The organism is Actinomadura kijaniata NBRC 14229 (assembly GCF_001552175.1).
Classification (GTDB): domain Bacteria; phylum Actinomycetota; class Actinomycetes; order Streptosporangiales; family Streptosporangiaceae; genus Spirillospora; species Spirillospora kijaniata.
Window position 1 is genome coordinate 66,282 of the sequence record NZ_BCQR01000015.1, and the last position, 12,638, is coordinate 78,919.

The window sequence follows — 12,638 nt, forward strand, 5'->3', positions numbered from 1 at the left end:
GCTCCCGGTCACCGCGGCGGCTCGGCACGCGGGGGAACGCCAGCGAGCGACAGGACGGCGGCGACAGCGGCGGCGGAGGCCAGGGTCAGGAACAGGGCGGGATAGCCGCCGAGGGCCGTGGCCAGCGCGGCGCCGCCGAAGGGCGCCAGGGCCCCGGCGATGGTGGCGGGCGCGACGAGGACACCGGACAGGGCGCCGTAGTGGGCGGGACCCCAGCGGTCGGTGACGGCGGTGGCCTGGAGCAGCGTCGCGATGCCCCGGCTGGCACCGGCGAGCACGGCGATCGCGATGAGGGCGGCCGCCGGGCCCGGGACGGCCGCCAGCGCGGCCGTCGTCGCGGCCGAGACCGCCAGCACGCCCGCGGTGCGCGCGCGCACGCTGGTGCGGCGGGTGAGGAAGCCGTACCCCAGGCGTCCGGCGACCTGGCCGACGCCGCCCAGACCCAGCGCCCAGGCGGCGAGGGCGGGGCTGGCGCCCCGGTGGATGAGCAGCGGGATGAGGTTGGTCAGAACGGCGTACATCGCGAAGGCCGACAGGGCGAGGGCGATGCCCAGCAGCACGAAGGGACGGCTGCGGGTGATGGCGCGCACCTGACGGCGTTCGGCCTCACCGGCCGCGTGCCCGGCGGTGTGGTCGGCGGCGGGCCAGGGGCGGCGCAGGACGATGGCGTGCAGGGGGATGGTGACCAGCGCCAGCACGGCGGCGAGGGCCAGGTAGGCGTGACGCCAGGTCAGCTGGTCGGCCAGGGCGTCGGTGAGGGGCGCGAACACGGTGCTGGCCAGGCCCGCGACCAGGGTGAGGGTGGTCAGGGCGGCCAGGCGGCCGGGGCCGTGGTAGCGGGTGAGGGCGGCGAAGGCGGGCTGGTAGAGCACGGCCGCCATGGCGACGCCCGCCAGGGCCCAGGCGACGGCGAACCAGGCCGGGTTCGGGGCGAGGGCGATCGCCGCGACGGCGGCGGTGGCCAGCACGGAACCGCCGGTCATCAGCAGGTGGGGACCGCGACGGTCCAGCAGGCGGCCGACGGGGATGCCGACCACGGCGGAGATGACCAGGGCGGCGGAGAACGCGGCGGTGATGGCGGGCGCGGACCAGCCGGTGTCGGCGGTGATCGCGGGGGCCAGCACGGGGAAGGCGTAGTAGAGGATGCCCCAGCTGGTGATCTCGGTGACGCACAGGGCGGTCAGCACCCCGCGCGGGCGGTCGCCGGTCCCGGCGGCAGGGTGGTCCGCCGCCGGGATGGTGGGGGGAGTGCCGCTCACGGGTCAGGTGTCACCGCGTTCGGTGTCGCCGGAGTAGCCGTGGACGCGGCCGGTGGCGAACCCCATCCCGGCGGGCGCGCCGACGCCGATGGTGACCGGCTCGGGCGACGACCCGCAGCAGGAGGAGGCGGTCACCTCGACCGGCTGGGCACCGACGACGGCCTCCGGGGTGGCGTCATCGCCACAGGAGGTGCCGCAGCCGCCGTCCTCGGCGGTGGCGGCCCCGGGGGCCAGGTCTTCGGTGATCAGGTTGGTGGAGCACACGCCGGTCTCGGGCAGGTCGAGCCGGACGGTGTCGGCGGCCTCGCGGTCCCCGGCCAGGGCGGCGACGACGGAGCGGACCTGCTCGTAGCCGGTGGCCATCAGGAACGTGGGCGCGCGGCCGTAGCTCTTCATGCCGACAAGGTAGAAGCCGGGCTCGGGGTGGGCCAGGTCGCGTTCGCCGTGCGGGGGCACGGTGCCGCAGGAGTGGAAATCGGGGTCGATCAGCGGGGCGAGCCTGACCGGTGCCTCGGTGGCGGGGTCCAGCTCGACGCGGACCTCGCGCAGCATCTCCAGGTCGGGACGGAAGCCCGTGGCGGCCACCACGGTGTCGGCGGTCAGGACGCGCTCGCCGTCGGGCGTGGTGCCGGTGACGGCGACCGGGCCGCCGGGGGCGTCGAGGCGGGTGATGGTGAAGGAACGCACCAGTTCGATCGCCCCGCTCTGGACGGCCGCCTTGAGGCGGGTGCCCAGCGCTCCGCGCGCCGGAAGGCCGTCGGCGTCGCCGCCGCCGTACAGTCGCGCCACCGAGGAGCCGCGCACGGCCCAGGTGATGCGGGTGCCGGGCTCGGTGCGGGCGAGTTCGGCCAGGGCGAGCAGGGTGTTGGCCGCCGAGTGGCCCATGCCGACGACCAGGGTGTGGCGTCCGGCGAACCGGGAACGGTCGCTGCCCAGCACGTCCGGCAGCGGCCCGGTGATGTGGGCGGCGGCTTCGCGTTCACCGATGGCGGGCAGTCCGGAGTGGCCCAGCGGGTTGGTGTTTTCCCAGGTCCCCGAGGCGTCGATGACCGCGCGGGCGGTGATGTCCTCCACGCGGCCGTCGGCGTGCCGGACGCGCACCAGCAGGGGACGGGTCTCGCGGTCGATGGTGCGGGTGACGTCCACTCCCTGGCGGGTGACGGCCAGCACGCGGGCGCCGGTGGTGATCCGGTCGGCCAGCTGCGGGACGCGCGACAGCGGCAGCAGGTAGTCGCGCACCAGTTCGGCGCCGGTGGGCAGGTGGTCGGGGGTGGGCGCGGTCCAGCCGGTAGCCTCCAGCAGGCGGCGGGCGGCGGCGTCGGTGTCGTAGCGCCAGGGGGAGAACAGCCGCACGTGCCCCCACCCGGCGATGGCCGCGCCGACCTGCGACCCGGCCTCCAGGACCTGGAAGTCCAGGCCGCGTTCGGCCAGGTGCGCGGCGGCGGCCAGCCCGGTCGGCCCGGCCCCGATCACCACGACCGGCAGCCCGTCGCCGGCCTTGCCGAGGCAACCGCATCCGGCGTCGGTCTTGGCCTCGATGACGGTGCGGGTGGGGTCCATCGACTGCTCGGCGTCGGTGCAGCAGGCGTTCACCCCGCAACAACCGCCATCGGCGGCCTGGGGCGCGGTGGGGTCCTGCGGCTCGCTGGTGCTCATGATCTCTCCTCGCGGTCGAGGTGGCGAACGGTTCGGAAGGGCGGAGGCCGGAGACGGGTGCGGTCGGCGGGCGTGCGGACCCGGCCGCCAAGGCGTTCCTCTGTCGACCTCGCTGTTTTGAAGTTCGTCTAAGTAGGGTCGAGTTTGCATCTCTGGATAGATGGATGTCAAATTAGAAGCATGTCGAAGTCGCTGGAGATCGAAGACGTCACCGCCGCCGACGCGGCCTGCTGCGCGCCGCTGAGCGGCCCGACGCTCGGCGAGGCGGAGGCGGCCGAGCTGGCCAGGGTGTTCAAGGCGCTGTCGGACCCGGTCCGGCTGCGGCTGCTGAACCTGATCGCCTCCAGCGAGGGCGGGGAGGCGTGCGTCTGCGATCTGACCGGCCCGTTCGAGCTGACCGCCCCGACCATCTCCCACCACCTGAAGGTGCTGCGCCAGGCCGGGCTGATCGACGGCGAACGGCGTGGGACCTGGGTCTACTACCGGGTGGTGTCCGAGAGGCTGACCCGCCTGTCGGGGTTGTTCGCCCTGCCCGCGTTCACGTCCTGAGCCGCCCGGGGCGCCTCGCGTCGATGGCGCGCGGTGGCCGTCACCGGGCGCGAGCCTGCCCGAGCAGCCGGGTCAGCACGTGGCGGGCGTCGGCACCGACTCCGCGCAGCGTGGCCGAGGCGAACGAGCGCTGCCACTCCAGCCCCACGTAACCCAGCCCCGGATGGGTGGTGGAGACCCCGCCGCGATGCAGCGGCCGCCCGGTGTCGTCCAGCGCGCCCAGACCGCCGAGGTAGTCCACGTTGGGCCGGTACCCGGTGGCCAGCAGTACCGCGTCCACCCGCTCACGCGTTCCGTCGGACCACACGACGCGGTCGCCGTCGAGGCGGGTGAACATGGGACGGCGGTCGGGGTTGCCGGTGGCGATCCGGGCTCGGTAGGTGCCGGTGTCGAACACCGGGGTGCCCTTGCCGCCGGTCAGCAGCGGCCGCGCCCATCCGGCCGAGTCCAGCCCCGTCCAGGCCAGCCACAGGTGCATGTCCCGGCCCAGCACCTTCTGCGCCATGAAGCGCAACGGATGCCGGGTGGCCAGTGTGACGCGGGCGACGGCCGCCAGCTCGACGCCGATCTGCACCGCCGAGTTCCCGCCGCCCACGATCACCACTCGCTTGCCCTCGAAACCCTTCGGGGAGCGATGGTCCGAGGAGTGCAGCACCCGCCCGGGGAAGGTGTCCAGACCCGGCAGTTCGGGCCGGTGCGGGCGGCTGAACGCGCCGGTCGCCGCCACCACCAGCGGCGCGGTGAAGACCTGGCCGGCGGTGGTGGCGACCTCGAATTCGCCGCCGTTGGCGACGGTGACGTGCTCGACGCGCTGGCCGGTGCGGATGTCGGCGTCCAGGCGGGCGGCATAGTCGCCCAGGTAGGTCACGACCTCGTCCCGGACGGGGTAGCCGTCGGGGGCGCCGGGGAACGGGAGGCCCGGCAGGGCGCTGCGGCGGGCCGGTGAGAACAGGGCCAGGCTGTCGTAGTAGCGCGGCCAGGATCCGGCCGGCCGGGCGGCGGCCTCCAGCACCAGCGGTTCCAGGCCCAGCGTGCGGGCGACATGAGCGGGCAGCTGGCCCTGCTGCGCCGTGGCGGCCTGCTGACCTCCCGCAAGGACGGCAAGCAGGTCCACTACCGCATCGACGCCACCGCCGTGGAGCGGTCCCTCACCGAACTACAGGACTACCTGCGGACCTGTTGCCCGCCCGAGGGCTCCTGCTGACGTTCTGAGAGCGAACGTAGGGTGGTGGTGACGGCTGCGAAGGAGGTCCCGTTCGCCCATGACCGAGCGCAAACCCATCGGCGTCAGCTTCGAGACCTGGATCGACAGGCAGATCCGTGAGGCGACCGAACGCGGAGAGTTCGACGACCTGCCCGGAGCGGGCAAGCCGATCCCCGGGGCAGGCCGACCGCTGGAGGAGATGTGGTGGATCAAACAGAAGCTGCGCAGTGAGAACCTGACCTACGTCCCCCCGTCGCTCGCCCTGCGCAAGGAGGCCGAGCAGGCGCGGGAGGAGGCGGCGCGGGCCCGTTCCGAAGATGAGGTCCGGGCGATCCTGGACCAGGTCAACAAGAAGATCGTGGAGGCCATCAGGACACCGCCGCCCGGCCCTCCGCTCGCCATGGTGCCCTTCAACGTCGAGCGCGCCGTGGAGGAGTGGCGCCGCTCGCGCCCCGAGCCCTCCGACCGGCCCGAGCCGCGCGCCGAGCAGGCCGCCCCGCAGCCGGGCGGGTCACGGACCTGGTCGCTGTCGAGCTGGTGGAAACGCCGAACGAAGGGCTCCGCCTGAGCCGGTCAGTGGCTGCCGGCCCGCTCGCCCGACAGGTCGATCACCATCTGGCCGGGATCACCACGTGGTCGAACCGGTACACCAGGTCGTTGCTGGAGGCGAAGAACAGCTCACCGGTGACGCGGTAGACGACCTGCGCGCCGCCGGGCGAAGATGACCATGGTCTCGCCCAGCGACATGCGCTTGAGGGCGGCGGGGGCGACCGAGCGCCGGTCGAAGGTGCCCACCGACACCAGCACCACGACGGCGACCAGGGCGGCCACGGGGATGTCGGAGACGACCGGGCCGAACACGACGCACAGGACCATCAGGAACGCCCCGGCCAGGAAGGTCGAGATCCGGGTGCGGGCGCCGTTCCTGACGTTGATCATGGTCTGGCCGACCGACTCGCGGGTCTTGTTCGAGTGGGTGTCGGTGATGTCGTCGACCAGCTTGGCGGTCATCAGCGACTCCATCAGCCCCACCAGCGCCAGCGCCAGCGTGTAGGGGCGATGACGGTCAGGGTGCCGGTGGCACGGCGATCCCGGCGGGGAGGGTGGTGACGGCCAGGATGACGGTCGGGCGTGGGCCGGAGCCGTGCGGCCGTGGATCACTCGCCCGAGGTCTCCGCCCTAACGTGACAGGGGAGCGGGCGGAGACGGACAGGGGCCACCGTCACACGAGCCAAGCCGTCACTGTTGGACGGTCGTCAGCTCGTTGATCAGCTTCTCGACGCGCCTGCGGATCTCGTTGCGGATCGGGCGTACGGCGTCCAGGCCCTGCCCGGCGGGGTCGTCGAGGGTCCAGTCCAGGTAGCGCTTGCCGGGGAAGATCGGGCAGGTGTCGCCGCAGCCCATCGTGATGACCACGTCGGACGCCCGGACGGCGTCGGTGGTGAGGATCCTGGGTGTCTCGGCGGAGATGTCGATGCCCTCCTCGGCCATGGCCTCCACCACCGCCGGGTTGACGGTGTCGGCGGGGGCCGATCCGGCCGAGCGGACCTCCACGGCGTCGCCGACCAGGTGGGACAGGTAGGCGGCGGCCATCTGGGAACGACCGGCGTTGTGGACGCACACGAACAGCACGCTGGGCTTCTCGGGCACGGGCTCTTCCCTTTCGGAGGACGCTCCAGCCCAGAGAACGGGTGATGGTGGTCGGCGGGGGGTTTGTCTTGCGACAGGGACGCCACCGCCTTTCCTGACCCGTTTTCTCACCGTAGGGCTTTGGCCTGCGGGTTCATCGGCCGCTAACGTATCAGCCCATGGTGATGTCAGTCGAGAATGATGTGATCCGGCTGCTGGCCGATCCGCTGCGCGCCCGCATCGTGGAGTTGCTGGCCCGCGAGGCGCTGTGCGTGTGCCACCTGGTGGAGGAGACCGGCGCCAAGCAGACCAACATCTCCAACCACCTGCGCGCGCTGCGCGAGGCCGGGCTGGTGGAGACCGAGCCATGCGGCCGTTTCGTCTACTACCGGCTGCGTCCCGAACCTCTGGAGCGGCTCGCCGCCCACTACGCCGAGCTGGCGGGCGTGGTCCGCCAGACCTACATCCAAGACACCCGAAGGGCCTGCCCGTGACGCGGACCAGCCAGCCCGCCACCGGCGCCCCGCCCGCCGCCCCCGACGGCAGCCCGGTCGGCAGGCTGTCGACACTGGACCGGTTCCTGCCGGTCTGGATCGTCGCGGCGATGGTGCTCGGACTGCTACTGGGCCGCACCGTCCCCGGTCTGAACGACGTGCTGTCCAAGGTCGAGATCGGCGGCGTCTCCCTGCCGATCGGCCTGGGCCTGCTGGTCATGATGTACCCGGTGCTGGCCAAGGTCCGCTACGACCGCCTGGACACCGTCACCGGCGACCGCCGGTTGATGCTGTCGTCGTTGCTGCTGAACTGGATCGCCGGCCCGGCCGTGATGTTCGCCCTGGCCTGGCTCCTCCTGCCGGACCTGCCCGAGTACCGCACCGGCCTGATCATCGTGGGCCTGGCCCGCTGCATCGCGATGGTCATCATCTGGAACGACCTGGCCTGCGGCGACCGCGAGGCCGCCGCCGTGCTGGTCGCGCTCAACTCCCTGTTCCAGGTCGTCGCCTTCGGCGCGCTGGGCTGGTTCTACCTGGACCTCCTGCCCGGCTGGCTGGGCCTGGCCACCGGCGGCCTCGACTTCTCCGTCGGCGAGATCGTCGTCAACGTGCTGGTGTTCCTCGGCGTTCCGCTGCTGGCCGGATACCTGACCCGCCGCACCGGTGAGAAGGCCCGCGGTCGCGACTGGTACGAGTCCCGCCTCCTGCCCAGGACCGGTCCGGTGGCGCTGTACGGGCTGCTGTTCACCATCGTCATCCTGTTCGCCCTGCAGGGGAAGACGATCACCTCCCAGCCCGCCGACGTCGCCCGCATCGCGCTGCCGCTGCTGGTGTACTTCGCCGCCATGTGGGGCGGCTCGTTCGCGCTGGGCCGCGCCGTCGGCCTGCCCTACGACCGCACCGCCACCCTGGCGTTCACCGCCGCCGGCAACAACTTCGAACTCGCCATCGCCGTGGCCATCGCCACCTTCGGCGTCACGTCCGGCCAGGCCCTGGCCGGGGTCGTCGGCCCGCTCATCGAGGTCCCCGTACTGGTGGCGCTGGTGTACGTGTCGCTGTGGCTGCGCCGCCGCATGTTCCCCACGGCTCCCGGCCCGGCGGGCACGAAAGCCTCGTGATCCGGTTCAACGATCGACCGTTCCCCAGGGGGCGAAGCGTCGACATCGACTCTGACCAGGACACCTGCGTTGCGGACGGTGCCGGTGTCGCAGCTCCTGGCCGACGGTCGCGTCCGTATCGGCCCAGCTTTCGGCAAGCGCCTCGCGGCGGATCCACTGGAGCAAGGTGGGATTGTCGGCGGTGGTGATGACGTGGCGATCGTCGCCCAGCAGGGCCGCATGCTCGCGGCCAGGTCTGTACGGGAGGTGCACCCGCCGTCGACATGGCCCTCGGCAACGGTGTGGTCGGTGACCGACGGCAGGTGGTAGAGCCCGCTCTGCCACGGTGCCGTCGACGGCCGCCGGATCGAGTACGTCGGCACCGACCACCGTGAGTCGGTCATGACGCAGGGGAAACGAGTCCGGTGGCCGACCCTGCCGGGATCCCGAGCGGTCGGCGGAGCCGACCTGGCGCCGGCTCGTGGTGCGGGCCCGCCGCCGCATGGACGCGGGACGCGCCCGGTTCGAGGCCGACCGCCGGGAGTGCGACGAACTCGCTGGGCGTCTCTTCGACGCCCTCCGCGAAGGGGACGTCGCCGGGCTGCGCGAGCTGCTGGCCGCGTTCGTCGAGCCGTTCGTCCGGATCGGCGGCGTCGTGGAGCCGCACCAGGTGAACGGTCAGCCGGGCGTGATCCTCCGCCACCGGGACGCCAGGGTCGTCAGCGCCCTGGCGCTCGACATCCTGGACGGGCGGATCCAGACCATCCGCGCGGTGATCAACCCCGACAGGCTGCGGCACCTGGGCCCGGTCGCGGACACCTGGGCGGTCGTCCGCGAGACGGGCCAGGCCCGCCGACTCCGGTACTGACCCGCGCTCTCCCACTGCGAACCACGCCGACCTGCGGCAGGCCGCGAAGCACTCCGGTCGTCTGGACGTCATCGTGAACAGCGTCGGCCACGGGCCGCTCGGCGCGGTCGAGGAGCCGCCCAGTCCCAACCACGTCAAAGACACCCGGTTCCGGTCCACAGGGGGCGATTATTCGATCTTGAAGAGTAGGGTCGGATCCGTCTGTCCCGGTCGCCGGCTGGACGGCGGCCCTGATCGGAGTTGAGCATGGCGGATTCTCCCCCGGTGACCTCACCGTTCGTCGAGGCCACGCCGAGCGCGCGGCATGCCGCGTTCGCCGAGCTGGCGGCGGCCGGACCCGTGCGGCGGGTCACGTTGTTCACCGGTGTCCCGGTCTGGCTGATCACCGGTTACGCGGAGGCGCGGGAAGCGCTCGCCCATCCCGACGTCATCAAGGGCAAGGGTGGCGACGGCCCGCACCGCGACGCCGTTCCGGCCGACCTCGCCGCGGCGATGGACCAGCACCTGCTGGGCGCCGACCCGCCCGACCACACGCGGCTGCGCCGGCTGGTGTCCAGCGCGTTCACCCGGCGGCGGATCGACGGGCTGGAGCCGGGCATCCGGCGCATCGTCGCTGGCCTGCTGGACGACGTCGCGGCCGCGGGGGAGCACGGCGCGCCGGTCGACCTGCTGGCCGCCTTCGGCTTTCCCCTCCCGCTCACCGTGATCAGCGAGCTGCTCGGCGTGCCGGAGGAGCGCCGGCGCGACTTCCAGGAATGGACGACGGTGGCCATCAACGGCTCGGTCCATCCCGCCGAGACCTTCGTCGCCGCCGCGACCTCGTTGATCGAATACATCCGGGAGCTGGTCGGGCACAAGCGCGCCGACCCGGCCGACGATCTCATCTCGGGGCTGGTCGCGGCGCGCGCGGACGGCGACCGGCTGTCGGAGGACGAGCTGACCTCGATGGTCTTCCTGCTGCTCGTCGCCGGTTACGAGACCACGACCCACCTGATCTGCGGCGGCCTGCAGGCGCTGCTGACCCATCCCGACCAGCTCGACCTGCTGCGCGACGACCCCGAACGGTGGCCCGCGGCCATCGAGGAACTGCTCCGTTTCAACGGCCCGGCGCAGGTGAGCATCCCCTACCGGACCGCGGCCCCGGTGCGGATCGGCGACGTCACCATCCCCGCTGGAGAGGTCGTGCTGCCCGCGCTGCTGGCCGCCAACCGCGACCCGCGCCAGTTCCCCGACCCGGAACGCCTCGACATCACCAGGTCCTCGCCATCGCACCTGGCCTTCGGCCACGGCATCCACCACTGCCTCGGCGCGCCGCTGGCCCGGCTGGAGGCCAGGATCGCGCTCGGCGCCCTCGTCGACCGTTTCCCCAAACTGCGCCTGGCCGTCCCGCCGGAGGAGCTCACCGTGCAGGCGAGCATGCTCATCAACGGCCTGACCACCCTGCCCGTCACCGTGAGCTGACGAACCATCCGGTCGGGCCCGCACCGATCCGCGGGCCCGACCCCCGATCACCTGGCGCACGCGGCGAGCGCCAGGGCCCCGGCCGCCTCGACCCAGAAGTAGAACCAGGACGGGTAGAACCCCGACGGGCGTTCCACGCATCGGGCCACCAGCCGCCCGAACGCCATACCGCCCAGCGCCATCCCGACCGCCAGGACGATGCCGTCGCGCGCCTCCTCCCGCATCACGGCCAGGACCAGCGCGGCGGCGACGGCGACGCCGAAGCCGCCGTACACGGCGCGGACCTCCGTCCGGGCGTCCGCCGTCGCGGCCTCCATCCCGAACGGCCTGACCAGCGCCGCGGGCGCCGCCAGCCCGTACAGCCCCATCGCCAGGAAGAACACCGCCATACCGGCGACGACGACCTGCTCCATGAAGTCCTCCTCGTTCCGTCCACCTGCTGGGATCATGGAGCGGTGCCGACCGACGCGCTTCCACGAACGTGCCACCTGTGGCTGTGGCCCGGGCAGGCCGTCTACACCGGGCCCGCCCTGGACCTGACGTCCCACTCGGGTTCGGTCGCCTGCCTGGCGCTCGCCCTGGACGGCGGTTTCACGGTCGAGACCTCCGCGGGGATCACGCCCCCGGTGCGCAGCGCCCTCATCGCGCCGCGCCAGGTCCACCGGTTGCGCGCCGACAGCGCCCGCATGCGGTTCTGCTACCTGGACCCCTCGACGGCCCGGCTGGCGGCGTGCGCCGCGTCGATGCGCGCGGGCGACGCCGCCGTCCGGACCGGCCACCGCCGCGAGGACGACCTGATCTCCGTGGACGCCCGCCCGGCCGAGTGGCTCGACATGGCCGCGCCGCCCGGACCCACCGTCCAGGACCCGCGCGTCCGGGCGACCGCCCGGCACCTGTTGGACGACCCGTCCCTGACCGCCGCCGAGGCGGCCCGCCGGTGCGGACTGTCGACCTCGCGGTTCCTGCGCCTGTTCGCCGCGCACACCGGCACGACGTTCCGGCGCTACCGCCTGTGGGCCCGCATGCTGCTGGCCGCCCGCGCCATCGCCGAGCGGGCCACCCTGACCGACGCCGCCGCCGAGGCGGGCTTCGCCTCCCCCTCGCACTTCAGCGACGCCTTCGCCCGCATGTTCGGCCTGCGCCCCAGCCGCCTGCCCGCCCTCGACATCACCGTGATGCCCCCGGCCGCGCCGCGCTGACCGGAGGAGACCGGTGGTCGTGCCCGGCCGGACGCCGCCCCGGCCGATACCCTCTGTGACCTGGGATCTTCAGGGCCCCGGTGTGCGTTGTCATAGTCCCCGGAAGTGGCTGGAGCGTTCCAGCGGAGTCATGGAGGAACCGTGAACGTCTCTGTGGGCGTGTGGGTGCTGACGGTGGCGGCCCTGTGCGTGCTCATCGCGGTGGATTTCGTCATCGGGCGCAAGCCGCACGAGGTGTCGACCAAGGAGGCCGGCATCTGGTCTGCGGTCTGGATCGTCCTGGCCGTCGCCTTCGGGCTGGGACTGTTCGTCTTCGCGGGCGCGCAGCCCGCCGGGGAGTTCTTCGCCGGGTTCATCACCGAGAAGTCGCTGAGTGTGGACAACCTGTTCGTCTTCGTTCTGATCATGGCCAAGTTCGCGGTGCCCGCCCAGTACCAGGCGCGGGTGCTGATGGTCGGGGTGCTGATGGCGCTGGTGATGCGGGCGGGTTTCATCGCCGCCGGCGCCGCGATCATCTCGGCCTTCTCCTGGGTGTTCTACCTGTTCGGCGCCTTCCTGATCTGGACGGCCTACAAGCTTGTCCAGGACGCGCGCCGCGGCGGCCATGACGAGGAGTACCAGGAGAACAAACTCCTCAAAGCCGTCGAGCGCCGCTTCGGTGTCGCCGACCGCTACCACGGCACCAAACTGCTGGTGCAGCAGAACGGCAGGCGCGTGATGACCCCGATGATGGTGGTCATGCTGGCGATCGGCTCCACCGACCTGCTGTTCGCTCTGGACTCGATCCCGGCCATCTACGGCCTGACCGACGACCCCTACATCGTCTTCACCGCCAACGCCTTCGCGCTGATGGGGCTGCGCCAGCTGTACTTCCTGATCGGCGGGCTGCTCAAACGGCTCGTGCACCTGTCCTACGGGCTGTCGGTCATCCTGGGCTTCATCGGCGTCAAACTCGTCCTGCACGCCCTGCACGAGTCCGGCGTGCACGTCCCGGAGATCAGCATCGCCTTCTCGCTCGGCTTCATCGTCCTGGTGCTCGCGGTGACGACCGTCACCAGCCTCATCGCCTCCAAGAGGCAGGAGGCGGACCAGGGCACGGACACGCCGTCACACTGATCAGCGGCCCGGCTCCCCGCTCCTACGGCAAGCCCCCTGGACGAGACCCCGAACACCGGCGGTACCTGGCCTCACCGCCGCCAGCACGCCCACAAGAACCCGTCCC

The 12,638-nt window shown here is 72.4% G+C and carries 15 protein-coding genes; 9 read left to right on the top strand and 6 right to left on the bottom strand.

All coding sequences use genetic code 11. The features are described from left to right. Positions 1–8: 8 nt before the first annotated feature. Both AKI01S_RS06425 and AKI01S_RS06430 read right to left on the bottom strand, forming a co-directional pair. The gene (locus AKI01S_RS06425) at positions 9–1,259 is read right to left on the bottom strand and encodes an MFS transporter (protein ID WP_245681497.1); all 1,251 of its coding nucleotides are present in this window, start codon (positions 1,257–1,259) and stop codon (positions 9–11) included. A gap of 3 nt (positions 1,260–1,262) precedes the next feature. After that, the gene (locus AKI01S_RS06430; RefSeq protein WP_245681498.1) at positions 1,263–2,915 is read right to left on the bottom strand and encodes an FAD-dependent oxidoreductase; all 1,653 of its coding nucleotides are present in this window, start codon (positions 2,913–2,915) and stop codon (positions 1,263–1,265) included. 180 nt (positions 2,916–3,095) lie between these two features. Between AKI01S_RS06430 and AKI01S_RS06435 the strand changes: the two genes are divergently transcribed. Beyond that, complete coding sequence (locus tag AKI01S_RS06435) at positions 3,096–3,464, top strand: ArsR/SmtB family transcription factor (protein ID WP_067812834.1); 369 nt, start codon at positions 3,096–3,098, stop codon at positions 3,462–3,464. 40 nt (positions 3,465–3,504) lie between these two features. Here AKI01S_RS06435 and AKI01S_RS06440 read toward each other — a convergent pair whose 3' ends face one another. Continuing rightward, complete coding sequence (locus tag AKI01S_RS06440) at positions 3,505–4,476, bottom strand: flavin-containing monooxygenase (RefSeq protein WP_245681499.1); 972 nt, start codon at positions 4,474–4,476, stop codon at positions 3,505–3,507. Positions 4,477–4,506: 30 nt separating this feature from the next. Here AKI01S_RS06440 and AKI01S_RS51605 point away from each other — a divergent pair, with 30 nt between their 5' ends. Both AKI01S_RS51605 and AKI01S_RS06445 read left to right on the top strand, forming a co-directional pair. Next, positions 4,507–4,668, top strand: a complete 162-nt coding sequence (locus tag AKI01S_RS51605; RefSeq protein WP_169813912.1) for a hypothetical protein — start codon at positions 4,507–4,509, stop codon at positions 4,666–4,668. 58 nt (positions 4,669–4,726) lie between these two features. Then, positions 4,727–5,236 carry a DnaJ family domain-containing protein gene (locus AKI01S_RS06445; protein WP_067812835.1) on the top strand — a complete coding sequence of 170 codons (510 nt, stop codon included), beginning with the start codon at positions 4,727–4,729 and terminating at the stop codon, positions 5,234–5,236. Between the two features lie 110 nt (positions 5,237–5,346). Here AKI01S_RS06445 and AKI01S_RS06450 read toward each other — a convergent pair whose 3' ends face one another. Next, positions 5,347–5,679: a SulP family inorganic anion transporter gene (locus tag AKI01S_RS06450; protein WP_245681500.1), complete on the bottom strand. Its 333-nt coding sequence runs from the start codon at positions 5,677–5,679 to the stop codon at positions 5,347–5,349. 228 nt (positions 5,680–5,907) lie between these two features. Then, on the bottom strand, positions 5,908–6,318 hold the full coding sequence (locus tag AKI01S_RS06455; RefSeq protein WP_067812837.1) for an arsenate reductase ArsC: 411 nt from the start codon (positions 6,316–6,318) through the stop codon (positions 5,908–5,910). A gap of 158 nt (positions 6,319–6,476) precedes the next feature. On the opposite strand from AKI01S_RS06455, the gene AKI01S_RS06460 reads away from it, so the two are divergent. From AKI01S_RS06460 to AKI01S_RS06480, 4 genes are all read left to right on the top strand, one after another. After that, a complete protein-coding gene (locus AKI01S_RS06460) occupies positions 6,477–6,791 on the top strand; it encodes an ArsR/SmtB family transcription factor (RefSeq protein WP_067812838.1) in 315 nt (104 codons plus the stop codon). Continuing rightward, complete coding sequence (gene arsB / locus AKI01S_RS06465; protein ID WP_067812839.1) at positions 6,788–7,909, top strand: ACR3 family arsenite efflux transporter; 1,122 nt, start codon at positions 6,788–6,790, stop codon at positions 7,907–7,909. The genes AKI01S_RS06460 and arsB overlap by 4 nt, the downstream gene beginning before the upstream one ends. Positions 7,910–8,390: 481 nt before the next feature. Further along, positions 8,391–8,756 carry a sigma-70 family RNA polymerase sigma factor family protein gene (locus tag AKI01S_RS06475; protein ID WP_218009570.1) on the top strand — a complete coding sequence of 122 codons (366 nt, stop codon included), beginning with the start codon at positions 8,391–8,393 and terminating at the stop codon, positions 8,754–8,756. 246 nt (positions 8,757–9,002) lie between these two features. After that, the gene (locus AKI01S_RS06480; RefSeq protein WP_067812842.1) at positions 9,003–10,217 is read left to right on the top strand and encodes a cytochrome P450 family protein; all 1,215 of its coding nucleotides are present in this window, start codon (positions 9,003–9,005) and stop codon (positions 10,215–10,217) included. 47 nt (positions 10,218–10,264) lie between these two features. On the opposite strand, the gene AKI01S_RS06485 is transcribed toward AKI01S_RS06480, so the two are convergent. Next, positions 10,265–10,630 carry a DUF4345 domain-containing protein gene (locus AKI01S_RS06485; protein ID WP_067812843.1) on the bottom strand — a complete coding sequence of 122 codons (366 nt, stop codon included), beginning with the start codon at positions 10,628–10,630 and terminating at the stop codon, positions 10,265–10,267. 42 nt (positions 10,631–10,672) lie between these two features. On the opposite strand from AKI01S_RS06485, the gene AKI01S_RS06490 reads away from it, so the two are divergent. Then, positions 10,673–11,416, top strand: coding sequence for an AraC family transcriptional regulator (locus AKI01S_RS06490; RefSeq protein WP_067812844.1), 744 nt, complete (start codon positions 10,673–10,675; stop codon positions 11,414–11,416). A 141-nt stretch (positions 11,417–11,557) separates the two neighbouring features. Beyond that, positions 11,558–12,532, top strand: a complete 975-nt coding sequence (locus AKI01S_RS06495; protein ID WP_067812845.1) for a TerC family protein — start codon at positions 11,558–11,560, stop codon at positions 12,530–12,532. The last annotated feature ends 106 nt before the right edge of the window (positions 12,533–12,638 follow it).